The sequence below is a fragment of the Agrobacterium sp. FDAARGOS_525 genome (assembly GCF_003938925.1).
GTDB classification, from domain to species: domain Bacteria; phylum Pseudomonadota; class Alphaproteobacteria; order Rhizobiales; family Rhizobiaceae; genus Agrobacterium; species Agrobacterium pusense.
In genome coordinates this window covers 2,484,359-2,507,373 of sequence record NZ_RKIU01000003.1, presented here as the reverse complement: position 1 = coordinate 2,507,373, position 23,015 = coordinate 2,484,359, and the positions used below count along the sequence as shown (strand labels likewise).

Genomic DNA, 23,015 nt, shown 5'->3' with positions numbered 1-23,015 from the left:
ACATATGGGACACCCGGCATGGTTAGACAATGCCGGGCATCACGCGGCACTTATGCGTTCAGCACACGTCCATAGGCATCGAGCACGCTTTCCTTCATCGATTCCGAAATGGTCGGATGCGGGAAGATCGTGTGCATCAAATCTTCTTCTGTCGTCTCCAGATTCATGGCGACGACAAAGCCCTGGATAAGTTCGGTCACTTCCGCCCCGACCATATGCGCGCCGAGCAGCTCGCCGGTCTTCTTGTCGAAGATGGTCTTGACCATGCCCTGATCTTCACCCAGCGCGACAGCCTTGCCGTTCGCCGCAAAGGAGAAGCGGCCGACGCGGATATCCCGGCCCTGTTCCTTGGCCTTGGCTTCGGTGAGACCGACAGAAGCGACCTGCGGGTTGCAATAGGTGCAGCCGGGAATCTTCAGTTTGTCCATCGGGTGAACATTCGGCAGACCGGCGATCTTTTCGACGCAGATGACAGCCTCGTGCTCCGCCTTGTGGGCCAGCAGCGGCGGACCCGCGACATCGCCGATGGCGTAGATGCCGGGAACGTTGGTCTTGCCGTAGCCGTCGATGACGATGAAGCCGCGATCGGTCTTCACACCGGCAGCTTCGAGGCCGATGCCTTCGATATTGGCAACGACGCCGACGGCGGAGATCATGCGATCAGCCGTGATCTTTTCGGAAGAACCGTCCTTCTTCTCCAGCGTCGCGGTGATGGAGTTTGCGCCCTTCTCCACCTTCGAAACCTTGGTTTCCAGATGGATCTTCATGCCCTGCTTTTCGAGTTGCTTCTTGGCGAAGGTGGATATTTCCGCATCTTCGACAGGCATGACCTGGCTCATGATTTCGACAACGGTCACGTCCACGCCCATGGTGCGGTAGAAGCTGGCGAATTCGATGCCAATCGCGCCGGAGCCCATGACGAGCAGCGACTTCGGCATTTCTTCCGGCTTCATTGCCTCGAAATAGGTCCAGATCAGCTTGCCATCGGGCTCAATGCCGGGCAGCGCGCGCGGGCGGGCGCCCGTGGCGACGATGATGTGCTTGGCTGTATAAGTACCCTCGCCCAGCGTGTTCTTCGGAACCGGACCCTGCGGCTGCACCACCGGCTTGGTGGACTTGCCGACCACGATTTCGCCCGGCTTGGTGATCTTGGCTTCACCCCAGATGATATCGACCTTGTTCTTCTTGAACAGGAAACCGACGCCATTGTTCATGCGGGCTGCAATGCCGCGCGAGCGCGCCACGATTGCCTTGACGTCAGGCTTGATCGAGCCTTCCAGCGTCAGGCCGTACTCCTTGGCGTGGGTGGCGGTGTGCATGACATCGGCTGTGCGCAGCAGCGCCTTGGTGGGAATGCAGCCCCAGTTGGAGCAGATGCCGGCCAGATGCTCACGCTCCACGACGGCAACCTTCATGCCGAGCTGGGCTGCGCGGATCGCGGCAATGTAACCGCCCGGTCCCGAACCGATGATGATGACGTCATATGATTGAGCCATTGGAAATCCTGCCTTGTCCTATCGGGTCGCGAGCAGCGCCACGACCGGGAATTGTTCTTAAAGTCCGAGCATCATGCGGACGACGGGCTCCAGCCCCCGCCCGATGGCCCGCGTATTTTCAGCATCGAGATGAACGCCATCCACCGGCGTCGTTCGGGCGACGGAACCCGCATCGAAAAAGCCGCAATCAAGCTCGTCGGCCAGATCCCGATAAACGGACGCCAGCATCGCCGATTCATCGATCGCATCGCGAAAGATCGCGCCCATGAACGGATTGGCCGTCTCACACAGCTGCGGCGGTGCGACGATCAGCACGTCAGGCGCTTCCCAGTCCGGCACCTGCCAGATGTGGTTGCGCGTGAGCTTCACCAGCCGTTCGACACCCTTCATGGCAACGATCGCCGATCCGTGGATTGACGGCTTCAGGTCGTTGGTGCCGAGCATGATAATCACCAGATCCAGCGGCGCATGGCTGTGCAACAACGTCGGAAGAACCCGCGCGCCGTTGCGGTCGCAATCGGCGGTGTTGTCGTCATAGGCGGTGGTGCGACCACCCAGACCTTCGTGAATCACATGCACGTCAGGACCGAGCGCCTTCTGCAAGACGCTCGGCCAAAGATCGTCATGGCTGTGCCGGCCACCCGTTTCCGCATTTGATCCCCAGGTGAGGGAATCGCCAAAGCAGAGGACCGACTTCACCATCTTACTCTCCGATCAAACCAGCATGCCCATCGGGTTTTCGATGTAGCGCTTGAAGGCGCCGATCAGTTCGGCTCCGAGCGCGCCATCGACGCAACGGTGGTCGGTGGAGAGCGTGACCGTCATGACGTTGGCGATCTTGATCTCGCCATTCTTGACGACAGCGCGTTCTTCACCCGCGCCGACCGCCAGGATGGTGGCATGCGGCGGGTTGATGACGGCGGAGAAGCTTTTCACGCCCATCATGCCCATGTTGGACACGGCGGTCGTGCCACCCTGATATTCCTCGGGCTTCAGCTTGCGCTCTTTCGCGCGCTTGCCGTAGTCCTTCATCTCGTTGGAGATGGTGGAGAGCGACTTCTGCTCGGCCTTGCGGATGATCGGCGTTATCAGGCCGCCCGGAATGGAAACGGCAACGCCGACATCCGAATGCTTGTGCTTGACCATGGCGCTTTCCGTCCAGGAGACGTTGGCGTCGGGCACGTCACGAAGGGCCAGCGCCAGCGCCTTGATGACCATATCATTGACCGAAAGCTTGTAGGCCGGCTTGCCGTCCTTTTCAGGGGCAGCGGCGTTAAGCTGGGCGCGCAGCGCCAGAAGCGTATCCAGCTCGCAATCGACCGAAACGTAGAAATGCGGAACGGTCTGCTTGGATTCGACCAGACGCTTGGCAATGACCTTGCGCATGCCGTCATGCGGCACGAGCTCGTAGGAGCCCTCTTCGAACAGCTTGAGAACGGCTTCGTCCGACTGGCCCTTGGCAAGCGCCGGAGCCGGTGTGCCTGCGGATGCAGCAGCGGCGGGAGCAGCCTTTGCACCGCCGGAAGCCGCAGCTTTTTCAATGTCGGTCTTGACGATACGGCCATGCGGGCCGGAACCGGAAACGGCCGAAAGGTCGAGACCGGCTTCCTTGGCGAGACGACGTGCCAACGGCGAAGCGAAGATGCGCTCGCCGGACTTTGCAACCGGCGCTGGCGTGGACGAGGCAGCGGGCTGGTCGGCAACCGGCTTTTCAGCCTTCGCCGGGGCAGCCTCTTCCTTCGGCGCTTCCGCCTTGACGGCGTCCTGCTTGGGGGCCTCCGTCTTTGCCTCAGCCTTGGCGGGAGCGGCATCGCCGCCCTTTGCCGCCTCGGCCACATCCTCGCCATCGGCGGCGAGGATTGCGATGAGGGCGTTGACCTTCACGGCTTCCGTGCCGGCCGGAACGACAAGCTTGGCGACGGTGCCTTCGTCGACGGCTTCCACTTCCATGGTCGCCTTATCGGTCTCGATCTCGGCGATCACGTCACCGGGTGCGACCTTGTCGCCTTCCTTGACCAGCCACTTGGCCAGATTGCCCTCTTCCATCGTCGGAGAAAGGGCAGGCATGGTGATGTTGATTGGCATCGAAACGCCTCCCCTTACTTGTAGCAGACGGTTTTGACGGCCTGGACGACTTCATCGACATTCGGAAGCGCCAGCTTCTCCAGATTGGCCGCGTAAGGCATCGGAACGTCCTTGCCGGCAATCGTCAGGATCGGCGCGTCGAGATAATCGAAAGCAGCGCGCTGGACCTGGTTGGAGATGAAGTCACCGACCGATGACTGCGGGAAGCCTTCTTCGACAGTGACGAGACGACCTGTCTTTTTCACCGATTCGATAACGGTCGGCAGGTCCATCGGGCGGATGGTGCGCAGGTCGATCAGTTCGACGTCGATGCCGAGCTTTTCGAGTTCCGCAACAGCCTTCACCGCATAGGTCATGCCGATGCCGAAGGAAACGATGGTTGCGTCCTTGCCCTTGCGATGAATGCGCGCCTTGCCGATCGGCAGCACGAAATCATCGAGCTTCGGCACTTCGAAGCTCTGGCCGTAGAGAATTTCGTTCTCGAGGAAGATGACCGGGTTCGGATCGCGGATGGCGGCCTTCAAAAGACCCTTCGCATCGGCAGCCGTATAGGGCATGACGACCTTGAGGCCCGGAATATGGCTGTACCATGCGGCGTAACATTGCGAGTGCTGGGCCGCAACGCGGGCAGCAGCACCCGAAGGACCACGGAATACCATCGGCGCGCCCATCTGGCCGCCCGACATGTACAGGGTCTTCGCTGCCGAGTTGACGATCTGGTCGATCGCCTGCATGGCGAAGTTGAAGGTCATGAATTCGACGATCGGCTTCAGGCCGGTCATGGCTGCGCCGACGCCGATGCCGGCAAAGCCGTGTTCGGTGATCGGGGTGTCGATGACGCGGCGCTCGCCGAATTCCTGCAGCAGGCCCTGGGTAATCTTGTAGGCGCCCTGATATTCGGCGACTTCTTCACCCATGATGAAGACTTTTTCATCGGCGCGCATTTCTTCGGCCATCGCGTCACGCAGCGCTTCACGCACCGTCGTCATCACCATTTCGGTGCCTTCCGGAATGTCCGGGTCAGCGGCGACGTCGATCTTGGGCGCTGCCGGAACCTTCGCGGCTTCCTTGGAAGCGCTCGGCTCTTCGGTCGCTTCGCGGGTCTTGCCGCCAGCGGCATCAGAACCGGAATTGGCAGCTTCGGCCTTCGGCTCTTCCTTCTTGGCAGAGGAAGAGATGTCGTCGGCGCTTTCGCCTTCCTGGATGAGCACGGCGATCGGGGTGTTGACCTTGACGCCTTCGGTGCCTGCATCGATCAGCAGCTTGCCGATGACGCCTTCATCCACGGCTTCCACTTCCATGGTCGCCTTGTCGGTTTCGATTTCCGCGATCACGTCGCCGGAGGTGACCTTGTCGCCTTCCTTTTTAAGCCATTTGGAAAGCGTGCCTTCCTCCATGGTCGGGGAAAGGGCGGGCATAAGAATTTCTACAGGCATGGGTTTCCCTTTCCCGATCAGAGCAGAATGTCGGTGTAGAGCTCGGACGCATCCGGCTCGGGGTCGTTCTGGGCGAAGTCGGCGCTGTCGGCAACGATATCGCGGACATCCTTGTCGATGGCCTTGAGTTCGTCTTCGCTGGCCCAGCCCTGCTCCAGAAGGCGTGCTTTCACCTGCTCGATCGGATCGTGTTCCGAACGCATCTTCTGCACTTCGTCCTTGGAACGGTATTTCGCCGGGTCGGACATGGAGTGACCGCGGTAACGGTAGGTCAGCATTTCCAGAATGATCGGACCCTTGCCGGAACGGCAATGTTCAAGCGCCTGATCGGCTGCTGCCTTGACGGCGCGCACATCCATGCCATCCACCTGAATGCCTGGAATGCCGAAGGACTGGCCACGCAGCGAATAGTTCGACTGGGCGGTGGCGCGGGCGGTCGAGGTGCCCATGGCATAACGGTTGTTTTCGACGATATAGATGATCGGCAACTTCCAGAGAGCGGCCATGTTGAAGCTCTCATAGACCTGGCCCTGGTTCGCCGCGCCGTCACCGAAGTAGGTCACGGAGACGTTGTCGTTACCGCGATAGCGGTTGGCGAATGCGAGGCCGGTGCCGAGCGACACCTGGGCACCGACGATGCCGTGACCACCATAAAAATGCTTCTCTTTCGAGAACATGTGCATGGAGCCGCCCTTGCCTTTAGACAGACCGCCCTTGCGGCCGGTCAGTTCGGCCATGACGCCACGGGCGCTCATGCCGCAGGCGAGCATGTGACCATGGTCGCGATAGGCGGTGATGACCTGGTCGCCCTCTTTCTGAGCCATCTGCATGCCAACGACGACAGCTTCCTGGCCGATATAGAGGTGACAGAAACCACCGATGAAGCCCATGCCATAGAGCTGGCCGGCCTTTTCTTCAAAACGGCGGATCAGAAGCATCTCGCGATAGGCGTGAAGCTCTTCTTCCTTCGAGAAGTCGGGGCTGTTCTTGCCGGTGAATTCGGTTGCGGACTTTGCCGTTGTCTTGCGGCCGGATACGGTCGCTGATTTTCGCGGCGCCATTCATCCCTCCCTGAGTTGCCGTTTGAATGGATAGATTGGCGCGTACCATATGCAAGAAAGCGCCATGCAGCAATGCTTTAAACGCATGGCACATATTCACGCTAAGATGCTGTGAATAAATCAAAAATGTTGAATTAACCTAATCTCGGTTAATCAGAAATATGTGTTCATGATGACAATTTCGTCCGTTCGGGACATGTTCAGCTGGTACCGGGAAATCTCGTCGATCATGTCCCGTTCAAGCGAACCGTCACTCAACAGTTCCACCTGACGCTCCAGCGCCACGCGCGCCTGTGTCAGCTTTGCAAGCTCCGCCGTCCGGGTAATACGCTGCCGTTCCAGCCGCTCCGTTGCCTGAAGGCCGAAATCGCCATGGATCGAATGATAACCGAAGTAGGAAAGAAAAGCGATGGTAATGGCTGGAACGATCAGCCGACCGAATCGTCTCTTTTTATGATGCCTGGTCCACATGCCGGAGAGATGCCTCAAAACGCGTAACGTGAGTCTGAGACTAGAGCGGATTGTTTAACTATCCGTTGACCTTAAATTCCAATCGGCAATTGGGCATGAAAAAGCCCGCCGGAGGGCGGGCTGGATTGGCGGGGACGCTAAAAGAACGCTCGTCATGCCGGACTTGATCCGGCATCCAGCCACAGCGCGTCTGCGCTGTGAGAAGACTCTTTCGCGATCAAGGACTTGATCGCACTGGACCCCGGATCAAGTCCGGGGTGACGGAGTGCGGACCATACCGCTCGCCGCTTAAACGAGCCCGCTAGGCAGCGGGCCACATCATGAAACCCGAACGCAAACTAACCGCGCAGGATTGAACGGCCGGCGTAAGCAGCCTGAGGGCCGAGCATTTCCTCGATACGGATCAGCTGGTTATACTTTGCGAGCCGGTCGGAACGGGCAAGCGAGCCGGTCTTGATCTGACCGCAGTTCGTGGCAACTGCGAGATCGGCGATGGTCGAATCTTCGGTCTCGCCCGAACGGTGCGACATGACGGCGGTGTAGCCGGCCTTGTGGGCGGTTTCGACCGCGTCCAGCGTCTCGGAAAGCGAACCGATCTGGTTGACCTTGACGAGGATGGAGTTGGCGACGCCCATCTTGATGCCGTCGCGAAGACGCGCGGAGTTGGTGACGAAGAGATCGTCGCCGACCAGCTGGCACTTATTGCCGATGAGATCGGTCAGCGCCTTCCAGCCATCCCAGTCGTCTTCAGCCATGCCGTCTTCGATGGAAATGATCGGGTACTTGGCAACGAGGTCAGCAAGGTATTCAGCCATGGCGCCCGATTCCAGCGTGCGGCCTTCGCCCTCGAGAACGTATTTGCCGTTTTTGAAGAATTCGGTCGATGCACAGTCGAGGCCGACATACATGTCTTCGCCCGGACGGTAACCGGCCTTTTCGATCGACTTCATGATGAAATCGAGCGCGGCAGGCGCGCTTTCAAGACCGGGAGCGAAACCGCCTTCATCGCCGACATTGGTGTTGTGGCCCTGCGCGGAGAGCTCTTTCTTCAGCGTATGGAACACTTCCGAACCCATGCGCACGGCTTCGCGGATGTTTTCTGCGCCAACCGGCAGGATCATGAATTCCTGGAAGTCAATCGGGTTGTCGGCGTGGGCGCCGCCGTTGATGATGTTCATCATCGGAACCGGCAGCAGATGCGCGTTCGGGCCGCCGACATAACGGTAGAGCGGCAGGCCGGAGGCTTCGGCAGCAGCCTTGGCGATGGCAAGCGACACGCCGAGAATGGCGTTGGCGCCGATGCGCGACTTGTTCGGCGTGCCGTCCAGCGCGATCATCATCTGGTCTATCTGGATCTGGTTTTCAGCATCGAAGCCGCCGATGGCGTCGAAGATTTCCGTGTTGACGGCTTCAACGGCCTTTTCCACGCCCTTGCCGAGATAACGCTTGCCGCCATCACGCAGCTCAACCGCCTCATGCGCGCCGGTGGAGGCGCCCGAAGGAACGGCGGCACGGCCCATGGAGCCGTCTTCGAGGTACACATCGACTTCAACGGTCGGGTTGCCGCGGCTGTCGAGGATTTCGCGCGCGATGATATCGGTAATGGCAGTCATGGTCTCTCCCTTGGGAATGGAACAGATATTTTCCGTCGCCTGTCTTAGACGATGGCGAAGAAATTACAATGACGGCAGGCCGTAGAAAGGGAACCACCGCCATTTAAAATCGATTGGCACGGCACCGCGCCCGCCACTCAGGCTTTCGCGATGGCGTCGAAGGCCAGCAGCTTTTCGAGCAGTTTCGGCATATCCTTCAGGTGAACCATGTTCGGGCCGTCGGAAGGCGCATTGTCCGGGTCCTCATGGGTCTCGATGAAGAGGCCTGCAACACCAACGGCGACAGCTGCGCGAGACAGCGTTTCGACAAATTCCCGCTGACCGCCGGTGGAACCGCCCTGCCCGCCCGGCTGCTGCACCGAATGGGTGGCGTCGAAGACAACAGGTGCGCCGAGGGATGCCATGATCGGCAGAGAACGCATGTCGGAGATCAGCGTATTGTAGCCGAAGGAGGCGCCGCGTTCGCACAGCAGCACATTGGGGTTGCCGCTTTCATTCAGTTTGGCGAGCACATTCTTCATGTCCCATGGCGCCAGGAACTGGCCTTTCTTGACATTGATGACACGGCCGGTTTTTGCGGCGGCAACGAGAAGATCGGTCTGACGGCTGAGGAAGGCCGGGATCTGCAGCACATCCACCACTTCGGAAACGATGGCGCACTGTTCTTCGGTGTGAATGTCGGTCAGGACCGGAAAGCCGAATTCCTTCTTGAGATCGGCAAATATCTGCATGGCACTGTCCAGACCGATGCCACGCTTGCCGGAAAGCGAGGTGCGGTTCGCCTTGTCGAAGGATGACTTGTAAACGAGGCCGATTCCGAGCCCGTCACAAAGCTCCTTCAACACACCCGCAATCATGAAGGCGTGCTCCCGGCTTTCCATCTGGCAGGGGCCGGCGATCAGTGAAAAACGCTCGCTATTGCAAAAGGAAACCTTGCTGGCGCCCTGGCCGGCTGTGACTTTGAGATTGTTCGTGACGCTCATCTTTTTTCCTCGAAGGCGAAATCGACGCCCTGTCCGGGTGCTGCGGGCACCACCAGACGGCCGCCCGCTTCTGCGCTGGACACGCCATTAGCAGCAAGTACCGTCGCTGTCACGGCAAGATCGTCAACGGAAAAGACGACGCCCATGCCGCGCAGGCCCTCACCGTTTTTTCCCGTAGCCTTCGGGTCGACGCCAGAAAGGGCGGGCCTTTCACTCAGCCTCACCCTTGCATTGCCGGTTTCGAAAACGACATCACCATCCGGAGACACGACGCCGTTGCAGCCGAAAACCGTTTCTATCAAGTGGGTGTCACTCCGCTTACCGGAACACAGCACGATCTCGCGAAGGCCCAGAACTCCGTTCTGGTGACGTTCCAGTGCAGCGCGGTCCCCCGGCAGTGCCTGCAGGCGTTGACAACTGAAGAGGAAGAAATCCGCAGCCGATCCGCTTGCCGCGAAGGCAAGCCGGAACGCCGCCTCGCCTGACGATCCGTCCGGCATTTGCATGGGCCGCGAAAATTCGAAGACCTCGCCGGCCGATACGCCGGACGCCACGAATCTCCGGTGATCGGCACGAGCGTCAGCGGTGGAGGCCACAAGGGCAGAAAAACCTTCCTGTCCGTACGATCGCCGGAATGCCTGATCCCTGCCGGTGAAAACATCGCCTCTCTCGACCGACGCGATATAGCTGACCCAGTCAGCAATTGTCAGAGGCTCCAGATAGGTGCCATCCCTGAAGAACACACAGGCATTCTCCGTGCCGAAAGGATGGAGAGCCTGTGGCGCGACCGTAAAGCCAAGGACCTTGAGCCGCGCGCCCGCTACCGCAAGGTCCCCAACGGGCAGAACGAGATGATCGACGCGATGCCTGTCAGCCATAAATCTTGCCTTTTTGACGCGCGCGGCGCAGATGCCGGGTATTGAAGCTGACAAAAGCACGAAGAGCGCCGGGAATGCAAATGACCGGCCTGCGCGTCGATGCCGGTATCGGCAAAGGCTGGAGTTCAAGAAAGCGACGGCATCCCGCCCGTCAGTCATCGTTTCCGCTTCGGCGTTGTCCCTAAGATCAAATCACGATCGGAGGCGCATCCTTCACGAAATTTTAGGGGATTGCGGAACACATATGGAACATATAGTGTTCGTTCTGTATTTGTTTCGCGACTTCAACGACGATTCTCAAGGGTGTTTTCCTCATGCTCACGCGCAAACAGCAGGAATTGCTTCTCTTCATTCATGAAAGAATGAAAGAGTCCGGCGTGCCGCCCTCCTTCGATGAAATGAAGGACGCACTCGATCTTGCCTCCAAATCCGGCATTCACCGGCTGATTACTGCCCTGGAAGAGCGCGGGTTCATTCGCCGGCTACCTAACAGGGCGCGAGCGCTTGAAGTGATCAAGCTGCCGGAGGCCTATGTGCCCGGTGCGAGGCCGCAACGGGGCTTCTCGCCGAGCGTTATTGAAGGCAGCCTCGGCAAGCCCAAGATGCCCGAGCCCGCCCCTGCTCCCAAGGCGCCTGCGAACGATATAGCAGGCGCGGCAACCGTGCCCGTCATGGGCCGGATCGCTGCCGGTGTGCCGATCTCAGCCATTCAGAACAATACGCATGACGTGGCGGTTCCGGTGGACATGCTTGGCTCGGGTGAACATTACGCGCTCGAGGTCAAGGGCGATTCGATGATCGAGGCTGGCATCTTCGATGGCGATACCGTCATCATTCGCAACGGCAACACTGCCAATCCCGGCGATATCATCGTGGCGCTGGTGGATGACGAGGAAGCGACGCTGAAGCGGTTCCGTCGCAAAGGCGCCTCAATCGCACTTGAAGCCGCAAACCCTGCCTATGAGACCCGCATTTTCGGACCTGATCGGGTTAAAATCCAGGGCAAGCTGGTAGGGCTGATCCGCCGGTATCATTGATGCTGCTGCCGGTCCGGATAAGGCCGGAGCGGTCGATGAGCGATAAATCAGGCCTTCAAGATGAACGGCGCGTCATTCCACTCGAGTGATGCGCCTTTTCTTTTTAATGGCGGCGAAGGCGGCTTTGCCAGAGGACGTCGGCAGGGATGGCGCCCCACCCATCAATTGGCGTTATGGGAGCGATGGATTCTTTGCGATATTCCGGGCCGGGCCGCTGGTATAAAAACCCGCTTCACAGTCAGGAGACCCGCAATGTACGATCTTTATATCGCCAACAAGAATTACTCCTCCTGGTCGCTTAGGCCATGGGTCCTGATGCGCACGCTCGGTATCGCCTTCGAGGATAAACTCGTCCCGTTTGGTGAAGGCGTGTCATTCTCCACCTTTTCCCCAACTGGCAAGGTGCCTTGCCTTGTCGATGATGGCGTGACGATTTGGGAGTCACTCTCGATCGCCGAATATCTTGCCGAACGTCATCGAGGGGTATGGGCAAGCGACAAGCATGCGAGAGCTTGGTCGCGGTCGGCAGCAAGCGAAATGCATGCGGGATTTTCGTCCCTTCGCAATCTCTACCCCATGTCCGTTGGCGTTCGTGTCGCACCGAACGTCAGCGATGCCGGGCTTGCGGCGGATATAAAGCGTGTCGATGCGTTGTGGAGCGAGGGCCTGTCGAATTTCGGCGGTCCCTTTCTCGCCGGTCAGAAGTTCACGGCGGTGGATGCCTTCTACTGCCCTGTGGCATTCCGTTTCCAGACGTATGGCGCAGACCTTTCTCCTGCGGCAAAAGCCTATTGTGAGCGACTGCTCGCTCTGCCTTCCATGCGCGAATGGTATGAGGCGGGACTGAAGGAGACCTGGCGTGACGCGGCACATGAAGAGGAGATCGCCGGAATCGGCGAATTGACGACGGATCTACGCGCAAAGGCCTGACGATCCTTGCTGGTGGCGATCATTGCGACGCCGCCAGCAGACGGGTGATCGTTTCAGGCAATTCCCGGTCGAAACGTCCGGTTTTCCAGTCATAATATCGATGTTCACTCCACGGGCGGTTTGCGCCCGCGGTCGACGCCCGTAGCCGACCGACAACGCCGGGCTGATCGCTCCTCGCGAAGTCTATCTCCACGGAACCGATGCGCCGCAATATGTCGCGGTTGAGGAGTAACGCGCCCGAGCGACACTGTGCAAACGACGTTCTGCGGGAAGCAATGACGATGTCGGCAATGTCACATGCCTTTCCGGCGAGGCGGCCGTCTTCCAGTACGATGATCCATTCGCCGCTTTCCGCACGCGCCACGCACCAGCGACCTGACTTGCATGTAAAAATTCCAGGCGCTGCATCCTTCAACGCAGCCGCCATGTCTCGTCCCACAGCCTTTATTTCGTCCCGCGTGAGCTTTGATTTCTTGGTGAGTGCGATGCCGGACGCGGTTGGAACGTCTTTTCTGAGGATAACGGGCGCGAGCGGTTTCTCCGGAAGCAGCAGCGCCCTTTGCCACTGGTCATAGATGAAGCCATGCGGCCGGGTTTTTGTGGCATAAACCTTGTTCTCGTCCAGAAGCGCGACCAGAGAACCGTCTTCATGAACGAGGAGATCGGGCAGATCGCGCTGAGATGTCGCTGCCGAGAGGCCGAAGGCAAGCAGCAGAGGCGGAATGCCCAAAAGCGCAAGGCGGCTGCGCAGCAGGGTCAGCAGCAGGAAGCCAGCCGAGGCGATGCCGATGAACCAGCCATGCGGACGTCCGGTCGCGGCGCTGCCACCCCAGGAGGCGACTTCGTCCGCGACCTCTATGACCAGCGCCATGCCATGGCCCATGACCTTCAGGAATGGCGCGTCGAGCCCGAACGGCATCAGCAGCATGGCAATCAGACCGAAGGGCATGACGATCAGCGACATGAGCGGCGTGGCGGCGAGATTGGCAAAAAGTCCGTAGGTGGTGACACGCTGGAAATGTTCGGCAGAATAGATTGCTGTCGAAAGCCCACCGATCAGCGACGTTGTGATAACGCCGCCGATCACGGCACCTGCCGTTTGCGCTACCGTCACCCAAGCCGGTTTTCGCCCGGTAAAAAGACGCTCGCGGTCAATGCGCCAGCGGCTCCAGGCTGCATAGGCAGAAACGAGCGCGATCGTTGCGGCAAATGACATCTGAAAGCTTGGACCCATCACTTCGGACGGGGACAGCGCCAGTATCACGAGGGCGGAGAGCGCAACATTTCTCAGGCTGAGCGAGGGCTGATCGAAGAGCACCGCAATCAGCATCACCGACATCATCAGCCAGGCCCGCTCGGCGGAAACCGCGAAACCGGAAATCAGATAGTAGCAAAGTGTCATCAGGAGCGCTGCGAAGGCGGATATCTTCTTGACCGGCCATCGCTGGGCGAAGGCTGGGAACAGGCTGAATGCGAGCCTCATGCCGACAAAGAAGATGCCTGGTGCCAAAGCCATGTTGAGCCCGGATATGGCAACGATATGAGCCAGCCCCGAGACCCGCAGCGCCTCCATGGTTTCCGGCGATATGGCTTGTCTCTCATCGGTGACGATGGATGCAGCAAAGGCACCCGCATCGCCGCCGATCGTCGTGCGAATGCGCTCGGCGATGGCGGCACGCAGGCGATAAAGCCACATGTCGGCCATCTCCAGCCAACCCTCGGCCCCAAGGTCCGCCGTCGCCACCGCCTGGGGCGGCTGGTAAAAAAAGCCTGTCGCGCCGATGCCCCGGAAATAAGATGAAAAGGCAAAGTCGTTCAATCCCGGCAAAGCCGGTCCGGACGGTGGAGAGAGCCGTGCCTTGCCGCGTATGGTCGCGCCGATGGGCATGGCGTCGCCGCCACCGCGCGCAAGGAGCGACACCCTCCCCGGCAGACGCGTTAGTGACGGTGCTTCAGTGGAGTGGAGCTGCACCAGATACCGCCAGTCGCCCCGCGCATCCACCTCCCGGCGCACCACCTTGCCGGTGAGCGTGGTGGTGACCGGCGTGTCCAGAAGGATGGTCGCCGCACGGCGGGTTTCCAGTTCCGCAAAAAGCATGCCGAGCAACAAGAGGGCGACAAGGCTGCACGCCCTTCCCACCGTATCAAGGCGGTATCGGTTGAGAAGCGCCAGTGGGGCCGCGACTAAAAATGCGACGATCAGAAGGGGCAAGGAAGGCGCGGTGTCGAGAGAAAACCAGAGGATCGCTCCGCAACCGATGACAACGGGTACGAAAAGAAAATCGTGCCCGAATGCGCGTTCTTCCGTCAGCCAGACGGCAACTTTTCGATAAACGGAAACGCCGGGTTCGGGCCTGTCGACCAGAGGCGGCAGAACAGGGATCGCGACGGCGACGGTCCGCTGCAGCGGAAACAGGATATCCACCGTGCCGGGGGCGTTTCCCTGCATCGTTTCGGCATATCCGAAATGCTGTTTTTCCCCTTGACCAAGCATTCTGCGCCGCGCCCCTGCCGCACTGTAAACAGGTTTGCAGAGGGACGCCCGAGATTGCAATGCTTTCCTTTAACCGCGCGTTGACCGAGATTGAATTGCTTCGATCGACGAGGCCAAAAGCAACGCATTTGCGTTTGCCGCAATGCACAATTTGACCTTTGGATAGCTTGGCATCTGCGACAGGATCATATAGCTAATCGGTAGACGCTTAACCGCGGGGCGTGTCTCAACGCCCCCACCCGCATGTTTTCGGAGGATCAGTATGACGGAAAAAAGCGCTACAGTGACACTTGGCGACAAACAGGTCGAACTCCCAGTCAGGGAAGGCACGATCGGGCCGAGCGTCGTCGATATCGGCACGCTGTACAAACACACGGGCTCCTTCACTTACGACCCGGGTTTCACGTCGACGGCCTCCTGCGAATCCAAGATCACCTATATCGACGGTGACGAAGGTGTTCTCCTGCACCGTGGCTTCCCCATCGAACAGCTCGCCGAACAGGGCGACTTCCTGGAAACCTGCTATCTGCTGCTTTACGGCGAACTGCCGACGGCGGCACAGAAGAAAGATTTCGATACCCGCGTCACGCGCCACACCATGGTGCACGAGCAGATGAGCCGCTTCTTTACCGGCTACCGCCGCGACGCGCATCCGATGGCCGTCATGTGCGGCACGGTCGGCGCTCTCTCGGCCTTTTACCACGACTCGACCGACATCACCGATCCGCATCAGCGCATGGTCGCATCGCTTCGCATGATCGCCAAGATGCCGACGATCGCCGCGATGGCCTACAAGTACCATATCGGCCAGCCCTTCGTTTACCCGAAGAACGATCTGGATTACGCCTCCAACTTCCTGCACATGTGCTTTGCCGTGCCGTGCGAGGAATACAAGGTCGATCCGGTTCTGGCCCGCGCCATGGACCGCATCTTCATTCTGCATGCCGATCACGAACAGAATGCCTCCACCTCCACGGTGCGTCTTGCCGGTTCGTCGGGCGCCAACCCGTTCGCCTGTATTGCGGCCGGCATTGCCTGCCTCTGGGGTCCGGCACACGGCGGCGCCAACGAAGCGGCGCTCAACATGCTCAATGAAATCGGCTCGGTTGACCGCATTCCGGAATACATCGCCCGCGCCAAGGACAAGAACGACCCGTTCCGCCTGATGGGCTTTGGTCACCGCGTCTACAAGAACTACGACCCGCGCGCCAAGATCATGCAGAAAACGATGTATGAAGTGCTGGAAGCCACTGGCAATTCCGACGATCCGATCATGCAGGTCGCGCTGGAACTGGAAAAGATCGCCCTTTCCGACCCGTATTTCGTCGAAAAGAAGCTTTACCCGAATGTCGACTTCTATTCGGGCATCACGCTGAAGGCGCTCGGCTTCCCCACGACCATGTTTACCGTCCTCTTCGCTCTCGCCCGCACCGTCGGCTGGATCGCACAGTGGAACGAAATGATCGAAGATCCGCAGCAGCGCATCGGCCGTCCGCGCCAGCTTTACACGGGTGCCGGCAAACGCGACTACATTCCGGTTTCCAAGCGTTAATCGGCAAACCACGTCACATCAAAGGCCGGCGAGTTTTACTCGCCGGCCTTTTTGCTTGCCATTGTGGATTGGGATACACGCGGTGGGACCGGCGGCAACACAGGCCCTGACACAGATGGGGCTTCAACCTCGCTGTCTGCGGGCGTTCACGACCTCGAGGAGAATAGCCGCGCCGGTTTCGCCGGGCGGGACATCCGTGCGCAGACGTTGCTGCACCAGAGCATAACCTTCGAGCATGGCCTTCCGCTCAATTGTATCGGATGACAGGCGTTCCGCCCAACGCAGCATCGATCCGGCCCTGACCACCTCGTTGAAATACTCCGGGACGACAGCATAATCGGCAATGAGATTGGGTAGCGCACCCGTCCAGGTCTTCACCCGCTTGCTCAGCATGGTGAAAATCCAGTCGGTCTTGTAGACAGATATGGTCGGCACGCCGGCAAGAGCCAACTCAAGAATGACCGTGCCTGACGCTGCGATAGCCGCATCGGCTTCCGCAAAGGAGTTCCACTTGAAAGCAGGATCGATGCCGATTTCGGGTCTGATTTCCTGCGGCCAAGACGCCGCCAGTTCGCGGATGCGATGTTCCTGACGTGGAACGGTGGGCAGCAGAAACCGCGTCGGACCATTCCGTTCCACAAAAGCCTTCGCCGCGTGCTGGAACGGCTCCATCAGCCTGGTGGTCTCGGTGGAACGCGACCCGGGCAGAAGAAGAATCGTCTTCAGCCGCCCCTCCGCTGGAAGTGGCCGTTCTGCCCGCTTCCGACGCACCGCGAGGACGTCCGGATCGACGCTGAGGCGATGGCCGACGAATGTGGTCGGCGGGCCTCCGAGACGGCGCATCGCCTCCGGCTCAAATGGCAGGAGAGCCAGGACATGGTCCACATAGGATAACATCGCCGTGGCGCGATGTTCTTTCCAGGCCCAGACGCTCGGGCAAACATAATTGACGACCGGCAGATGCGGCAGTTCCTTGCGGACTTTTTTTGCCACTCGATGGGTGAAATCCGGGCTGTCGATGATCAAAAGGACATCCGGTTTTTCCCGTATCACCGCCTCAGCCGCCCGGTTGATCAGGCCGATCAGTTTGGGCAGTTTCTTGAGGACCTGCGTGAACCCCATGATCGAGAGTTCGGAATAATCAAAAAGAGAAGTGAGCCCCTGTCCCTCGAGCGCCTCGCCGCCGACGCCGACAAGTTCGATCGAACCGGGATATCGGGCCTTGAGGGCCCGGATCAGATCCGCGCCGAGAAGATCGCCCGACACTTCGCCGGCGATGACCGCCACCTTCAATCTCTCCGTCATTCCATCATGTCTCCGTGAAGTGACGTATCGATGCCACAGACGAATATGCCCGCCTGATCGGCAGCTTTCAACATCGCGTCACGATCGAGCACCAGTGCGCGTCCGGCTTCGACGGCAATGCCCGCAAGCCCGGCCTTTTGGGCATTTTCGACAGTTTCGATCCCGATTGTCGGCAGATCGGCGCGTATATCCTGCTGCGGTTTGCAGAGCTTGACCAGCACGCCCCGGCGGCGGGGCGAGATGCGTCCCTCCGCGCGCAATGCCGCGACGCGCAGTAACATTGCGTCCGTGCCTTCAACGCCCTCGAGCGCCACGATGCGGCCGCCGACGGAGACCGCACCCTGCCCGACATCAAGTTTGCCGAGCGCAAGCGCCGCCTCAGCTGCCTTGCGTATGTCCTTCAAATCATCTTCGGCCGGTTTTTGCGTGCCGAAAGCGCCAGTCGTGGCCAAGAGGCCTGGAGCGATCTCATGCGCGCCGATGACTTTCGCACCGAGCGTGCCGATGATCTTTATGACCATCTGCAGAACGGCGTCATCGCCGCCCGACAACAGCGTTTTGACGATGGATGGCAGTTTTAGCAGGATGGCGACGGTGGGGCGGATTTCACGCCATTCCGGCCGCCGCGCCACGGCCCCGGAAAGCACGACACGATCCACCCGATTGTCACGCAGCAGCCGGCCAAGCCCGGCGACGTCACCAACCGAGATGACGGCGTTGTCGAAACCGCTCCAGTCGAAGCGGGAATCATCGCGCAGCCGCACGATGAAAGGATCCTCTCCCATCTCACGGGCGGCGTTCGCCACGTAAAGCGGCAACTGGCCGCTGCCGGCCACAATGGCGAGACGCCCGCAGCCTGTCACGGCTCACTTGCCCCGGTTGGGCGAAGAGATCGCGCGGTCGCTGTCCACTCCAATGAAATCGATGATTTCTAGCGCCTGCGGGCAATCCAGATATTCGTTGCGGTCGATCGCTGCCGCATTGCCGCGGATAGTGCCTTCCGCCTCGAAGATCTGCTTGAAGACGCGCCGGACCTTGTGGATGTCTGCGCGCTCAATGCCGGCACGCGTCATGCCAACGACATTAAGGCCGCCGAGAATGCCGGGATTGCCATTCAGCATGCCATAGGGAATGACATCGTAATTGACCGCGGACAGTCCGCCGATGAAGGCCTGACGGCCAATTCGGGTGAACTGGTGAACAGCGCAGCCGCCGCCGAGAATGGCGCGGTCCTCGATCGTCACATGGCCGGCCAGCATCACATTGTTGGACAGGATGATGTGGTCGCCAAGGCGGCAATCATGCGCCACATGTGAGTTGGCAAGGAACAGATTGTCGTTACCGACGATCGTCTTGCCGCTGCCATCAGAGCTGCCGGCGTTCATGGTGACGCCTTCGCGCATGATGCAGCGCTCGCCAATTTCGAGCGTGGTTTCAGAACCGTCGTGGCGAACCGCCTGCGGCGTGCCGCCGATGACCGCCATGGGGTGGACGACCGATCCACGGCCGATGACCGTCAGGCCGGATACAACGGCATGATTGTGCAGCCGGACATCATCATGCAGCGTGACTTTCGCGCCGACGTAGCTCAGCGCACCGATGACGACGTTTTCACCGATCACCGCGCCATCTTCGATCACGGCGGTGGGGTGAATTCTGGCCGAGGCGGCAATCGTGCTCATTGCTGGTCCTCGGGGATCATCATGGCGCCGACATCAGCCTCCGCCACCAGCGCACCATCCACCTTCGCCTCGCAATGAAATTTGAAGACATTGCCGCGCTGGCGCTGCTTGACGACGTGGATTTCCAGACGATCGCCGGGGATCACGGGTTTGCGGAAACGGGCGTTGTCGATTGTCATGAAGTAGACCAGATGGCCGCGCTCACCTTGACTGCGGGCGCATATTGCACCTGCCGTCTGGGCCATGGCTTCGACGATCAGAACACCCGGCATGATCGGCCGGTCCGGGAAGTGGCCGGTGAAATGCGGTTCGTTGACCGTCACGTTCTTGATGCCGGTCGCCGAATTGTTACCGTCAATATCGATGATCTTGTCGATCAGCAAGAATGGGTAACGATGCGGCAGAAGCTTCATGACTTCCAGAATGTCAGCCGCGCCGAGCGTCGTCTTCGTTTCTTCAGTCATTGTTTTTCTCTCCTGTTTTTTTATCACGCCCTTCAGCGCGTGCCAGAATTTCGGCCATGTCGCGCAGGAAATATTTCATCGGTCGCGCAGGCGTTCCGCCATAACGGGCGCCTGCCGGCACGTCCGCCACAACACCGCTCATGGCAGCGATCTGCACGCCGTCGCCAATGTTGATATGGCCATTGATGCCTGCCGCACCACCAATCATCACACCGTCGCCGATACGGGTGCTGCCCGCAATGCCGACCTTGCTGACGATGCCGCAATGGCGGCCGATGCGAACGTTGTGGCCAATCTGGACCTGATTATCGATCTTGGTGCCTTCGCCGATCACCGTGTCATCCATGGTGCCGCGATCGATCGTGGTGTTCGCGCCGATCTCGACATTGTCCTGGATGATGACACGGCCAATCTGGACGATCTTCAGCATGCCGCGTGGACCGGGGGCATAACCGAAACCGTCTTGCCCGATGCGCGCACCATTGTGGATAATCACATTATTACCGATGAGCGCGGCAAGAACGCTTGCGCCGCCTGCAATGGTGCAATCGCGTCCGATCTGTACATCCTGCCCGATGATGACACCGGGCCCGATCCGCGTACCAGCACCGATATGGGCGCCGGCGCCGATCACTGCGAGCGCCTCGACAATGACGCCCGCTTCCAGCTTCGCGGAAGGATCGACATGCGCAGCATGAGAAATTTCGCTTTCCATCCGCGCGATCGGACCGGGACGCATCGCCGAGGGGTGCAGCAAGGCACCAACCTGGGCAAACAGCGTGTGTGGATTTTTCGATATCAGCGCGGGGATGTCGGACGGAAGCATGTCCACAAGAGCAGCGTCACAAATGACCGCGGCGGCTTCGCAGGTCTGCAGCTCATCGCGGTTCTTGCGCGAAAGGATATAGCAGAGCTGATCGGGTTTTGCCCGATAGACCGGAGAAACGGACCTGACAATCCGCTCTCCCGCCGCCTCATCAGACAGTTCCGCCCCAAAGCGGTCTGCGATGTCTTTCAATCGCAGTCCCTCGTGGGGCGGAAAAAACGCGTTGTATTCCATTAGCCGGAAACTCCAGAACGTTCAAAGTTGCAGTTCTGGACTGCCGATATCAGAAAGTGTTGGACATGCCAAACCGGAAACGCTGTTCCTCGTCGTAGTCTTCCTTGGCGATCGGAACCGCGTAGTCTACACGGATCGGACCGAAGGGCGACGCCCACATCACGCCAATACCGGCGGATGCGCGGATGGAATTGTCATCCTTGACGGTCTGAGACGTGGAAACCTTGTTACCATACATCGTGCCAGCATCGACGAAACCAGCAAGACGCAGACCGAAATCCTCGGGAACGCCAGGCATCGGAGCCGTGACTTCAGCAGACGCGGCAAAATAGGTCGTGCCGCCGATGGAGTCGGAACCGATGCGCGGACCGATACCATCGTTCTTAAAGCCGCGAACCTGACGTCCGCCGAACTTGAACTGATCGAATACCAGCAGATTGTCGCCCGTCGGCATCACGTGACCGGCCTGACCGGTGAGCGAGCCGATGACGTCGTACTCATCCGACAAGGTGTAGTAGAAACGCGCCTTGGCATAGATCTTGTAATATTCGGAATCGCCACCCAGACCGGCAAATTCGTTTGTCAAAGCAGCCTGCCAGCCTTCACGCGGCATGTTGCGGTCGTCGAGCGTATTGTAGTTCAGCGTGTTGGAGATGATGGACTGCGTCCAATCGCCACCGCGGATCAAATCCTGATAAGGTTCGGCGAGATTGTTGAGGTTAGTCCAGTCACCCTCACCGTCGTAGTTGATCTGCTTGTAGGTATACTTGAACGTCGTCGAGAGATCCTCGGTGATAGGCGCGGTCACGCGCAGCGAGAAGCCCTGCTCGTCGTAGTCGTAATAATCTTCGCTGCGGCTCTGGCTCTTGAACAGGTCGAAACCTGCAGCAAGGCGGTAGCCGAGGAAATAAGGCTCGGTAAAGGAGAGCGTGTAGCTACGCGCATCGTCTTCACCCGCACCGGCAGCGAGACGGATATACTGACCGCGGCCGAGGAAGTTCTTTTCTTCGATGGAGGCTTCGAGCAGAACACCGTCGTTCTGCGAATAACCGGCGCCGATACCGAATGAACCGGTCGACTGATCTTCAACGTCAACCACGATCACGACGCGGTCAGGCGCGCTGCCGCCGGCGGTCGAGATATTGACCTTCGAGAAGTAACCCAGCGCTTCCAGACGACGCTTGGCAGCGGTGATAACCGTCTGGTTGAACGCATCGCCTTCGGAAATATCGAATTCGCGACGAATGACATAGTCACGCGTGCGGGTGTTGCCACGGATTTCGATACGCTCGACGTAAGCGCGCTCGCCCTGATCAACGATGTAGGTCACGCCAATGGTGTTGCCGGACATGTCGCGGTCGCCGCGCGGCGTTACACGGGCGAAAGGATAACCTTCACCGGCGACGCGCTTGGAAATCGCCTCCATGCTCTGCTGAACTTCCTTGGCGCTGTAGCTTGCGCCCTGGCGGGTCTCAACGAGGCCCTGAAGCTCCGAACCCTCAACACCCGGAACGGTCGATTCGACCGCGACGTTGCCGAAGTTGTAACGCTGACCTTCATCGACCGTGATGGTGATGTTGTATTCGTTTTTGGACTCATCAAGCACAGCCTCGGAACCAACGACCCGGAAGTCGGCGTAACCGCGGTTGTAATAGAACTGGCGCAGCGCCTCTTCGTCGGCGCGCAGCTTGTCCTCGTTGTAAACGTCCTTACGCGTCAGGAATGACAGCATGTTGGACTTCTTGGTATTGATGACAGCAGCCAGACGACCATCGCTGTAGGCATTGTTGCCCACGAAGTCGATGCGGCCGATCTTGGTACGCTCACCTTCATTGATGACGAAAGCGATGTTCACGCGACCCTGACCGACGGAAACCGTCTGGGTGGTGACTTCGACATCGCTGCGGCCGATAGCGGCATAGGCTTCCTTGATGCGGGCAATATCCGCCGTCACGATGGCCTGATTGAACGGGCCGAGCGACTGCGTCTGCACGATGCCGGCGAGCTTGTCGTCCTTGATCTTGCGGTTGCCGTTGAAGACCACCTGGTTAACGAGCTGGTTCTCGCTGACGGTCACGACAAGCGTGCTGCCCGAAACGCGCATGGAAACATTCGAGAAGTAACCGGTGGCGTAAAGACGCTTCACCGATTCATCGATGTCCGAATTGGAAAAGTTCTTGCCGGGCGCAATGGTGATGTTGGAACGAACCGAATCCGCACCCGATCTTTCGGCGCCGCGAACGTCGATTCTGCTGATGACGGCTGCCTGTGCAACGCCAGCAGAGGCAAGCACACCAAGGCCCGCAACCGAAGAAACACCGGCAGACAGAGCAACCGCCGACACAGCGTTCAAAAATCTTGAACCAGCCTTCATTTCAATTCTTACCTTTTTACGTTGTCCCTCAGCGGGCGGAACCCGACTCCGGCCATGTGCGTCGTTTTACCTGCTTTTCCCCTACAAGCAAGCG

The 23,015-nt window shown here is 59.4% G+C and carries 19 protein-coding genes; 3 read left to right on the top strand and 16 right to left on the bottom strand.

From position 1 onward, the window contains the following. Positions 1 to 50: 50 nt before the first annotated feature. The 9 genes from lpdA to EGT36_RS13610 form a co-directional block, all read right to left on the bottom strand. The gene (gene lpdA / locus EGT36_RS13650) at positions 51 to 1,496 is read right to left on the bottom strand and encodes a dihydrolipoyl dehydrogenase (RefSeq protein WP_037089153.1); all 1,446 of its coding nucleotides are present in this window, start codon (positions 1,494 to 1,496) and stop codon (positions 51 to 53) included. A 57-nt stretch (positions 1,497 to 1,553) separates the two neighbouring features. Then, complete coding sequence (locus tag EGT36_RS13645; protein WP_006697549.1) at positions 1,554 to 2,198, bottom strand: SGNH/GDSL hydrolase family protein; 645 nt, start codon at positions 2,196 to 2,198, stop codon at positions 1,554 to 1,556. 12 nt (positions 2,199 to 2,210) lie between these two features. Further along, the gene (locus tag EGT36_RS13640) at positions 2,211 to 3,581 is read right to left on the bottom strand and encodes a pyruvate dehydrogenase complex dihydrolipoamide acetyltransferase (RefSeq protein ID WP_037089151.1); all 1,371 of its coding nucleotides are present in this window, start codon (positions 3,579 to 3,581) and stop codon (positions 2,211 to 2,213) included. Between the two features lie 14 nt (positions 3,582 to 3,595). Further along, positions 3,596 to 5,017: a pyruvate dehydrogenase complex E1 component subunit beta gene (locus tag EGT36_RS13635; RefSeq protein WP_035208868.1), complete on the bottom strand. Its 1,422-nt coding sequence runs from the start codon at positions 5,015 to 5,017 to the stop codon at positions 3,596 to 3,598. A gap of 17 nt (positions 5,018 to 5,034) precedes the next feature. After that, positions 5,035 to 6,078 (bottom strand): pyruvate dehydrogenase (acetyl-transferring) E1 component subunit alpha, encoded by a 1,044-nt coding sequence (pdhA, locus tag EGT36_RS13630; RefSeq protein ID WP_004441604.1) that lies wholly within the window; start codon positions 6,076 to 6,078, stop codon positions 5,035 to 5,037. A gap of 153 nt (positions 6,079 to 6,231) precedes the next feature. Beyond that, positions 6,232 to 6,549, bottom strand: a complete 318-nt coding sequence (locus EGT36_RS13625) for an FtsB family cell division protein (protein WP_004441601.1) — start codon at positions 6,547 to 6,549, stop codon at positions 6,232 to 6,234. A gap of 338 nt (positions 6,550 to 6,887) precedes the next feature. Continuing rightward, positions 6,888 to 8,162: a phosphopyruvate hydratase gene (gene eno / locus EGT36_RS13620; RefSeq protein WP_004441599.1), complete on the bottom strand. Its 1,275-nt coding sequence runs from the start codon at positions 8,160 to 8,162 to the stop codon at positions 6,888 to 6,890. Positions 8,163 to 8,299: 137 nt separating this feature from the next. Then, positions 8,300 to 9,145: a 3-deoxy-8-phosphooctulonate synthase gene (gene kdsA / locus EGT36_RS13615; protein WP_037089144.1), complete on the bottom strand. Its 846-nt coding sequence runs from the start codon at positions 9,143 to 9,145 to the stop codon at positions 8,300 to 8,302. Continuing rightward, positions 9,142 to 10,023: a VOC family protein gene (locus EGT36_RS13610; protein WP_037089142.1), complete on the bottom strand. Its 882-nt coding sequence runs from the start codon at positions 10,021 to 10,023 to the stop codon at positions 9,142 to 9,144. The genes kdsA and EGT36_RS13610 overlap by 4 nt, the downstream gene beginning before the upstream one ends. 314 nt (positions 10,024 to 10,337) lie before the next feature. Between EGT36_RS13610 and lexA the strand changes: the two genes are divergently transcribed. Then, positions 10,338 to 11,060, top strand: a complete 723-nt coding sequence (gene lexA / locus EGT36_RS13605) for a transcriptional repressor LexA (RefSeq protein WP_004441588.1) — start codon at positions 10,338 to 10,340, stop codon at positions 11,058 to 11,060. 252 nt (positions 11,061 to 11,312) lie between these two features. Further along, the gene (locus tag EGT36_RS13600; RefSeq protein ID WP_037089140.1) at positions 11,313 to 11,990 is read left to right on the top strand and encodes a glutathione S-transferase family protein; all 678 of its coding nucleotides are present in this window, start codon (positions 11,313 to 11,315) and stop codon (positions 11,988 to 11,990) included. 19 nt (positions 11,991 to 12,009) lie between these two features. On the opposite strand, the gene EGT36_RS13595 is transcribed toward EGT36_RS13600, so the two are convergent. Further along, a complete protein-coding gene (locus EGT36_RS13595; protein ID WP_286083959.1) occupies positions 12,010 to 14,484 on the bottom strand; it encodes a ComEC/Rec2 family competence protein in 2,475 nt (824 codons plus the stop codon). Between the two features lie 262 nt (positions 14,485 to 14,746). Here EGT36_RS13595 and gltA point away from each other — a divergent pair, with 262 nt between their 5' ends. Next, on the top strand, positions 14,747 to 16,036 hold the full coding sequence (gene gltA, locus EGT36_RS13590; RefSeq protein ID WP_004441580.1) for a citrate synthase: 1,290 nt from the start codon (positions 14,747 to 14,749) through the stop codon (positions 16,034 to 16,036). A 123-nt stretch (positions 16,037 to 16,159) separates the two neighbouring features. On the opposite strand, the gene lpxB is transcribed toward gltA, so the two are convergent. The 6 genes from lpxB to bamA are packed head-to-tail and all read right to left on the bottom strand — an operon-like array spanning position 16,160 to position 22,921. Next, a complete protein-coding gene (gene lpxB, locus EGT36_RS13585) occupies positions 16,160 to 17,341 on the bottom strand; it encodes a lipid-A-disaccharide synthase (RefSeq protein ID WP_004441577.1) in 1,182 nt (393 codons plus the stop codon). Continuing rightward, positions 17,338 to 18,204, bottom strand: coding sequence for an LpxI family protein (locus EGT36_RS13580; protein ID WP_037089137.1), 867 nt, complete (start codon positions 18,202 to 18,204; stop codon positions 17,338 to 17,340). Before EGT36_RS13580 ends, lpxB begins: the two co-directional genes overlap by 4 nt. A 3-nt stretch (positions 18,205 to 18,207) precedes the next feature. Beyond that, positions 18,208 to 19,023, bottom strand: coding sequence for an acyl-ACP--UDP-N-acetylglucosamine O-acyltransferase (lpxA, locus tag EGT36_RS13575; protein WP_037089135.1), 816 nt, complete (start codon positions 19,021 to 19,023; stop codon positions 18,208 to 18,210). After that, on the bottom strand, positions 19,020 to 19,487 hold the full coding sequence (gene fabZ / locus EGT36_RS13570) for a 3-hydroxyacyl-ACP dehydratase FabZ (protein ID WP_125270468.1): 468 nt from the start codon (positions 19,485 to 19,487) through the stop codon (positions 19,020 to 19,022). Before fabZ ends, lpxA begins: the two co-directional genes overlap by 4 nt. Beyond that, on the bottom strand, positions 19,480 to 20,547 hold the full coding sequence (gene lpxD, locus EGT36_RS13565; protein WP_006697565.1) for a UDP-3-O-(3-hydroxymyristoyl)glucosamine N-acyltransferase: 1,068 nt from the start codon (positions 20,545 to 20,547) through the stop codon (positions 19,480 to 19,482). Before lpxD ends, fabZ begins: the two co-directional genes overlap by 8 nt. Before the next feature lie 49 nt (positions 20,548 to 20,596). Continuing rightward, positions 20,597 to 22,921 (bottom strand): outer membrane protein assembly factor BamA, encoded by a 2,325-nt coding sequence (gene bamA, locus EGT36_RS13560; RefSeq protein ID WP_125270467.1) that lies wholly within the window; start codon positions 22,919 to 22,921, stop codon positions 20,597 to 20,599. Between the last annotated feature and the right edge of the window lie 94 nt (positions 22,922 to 23,015).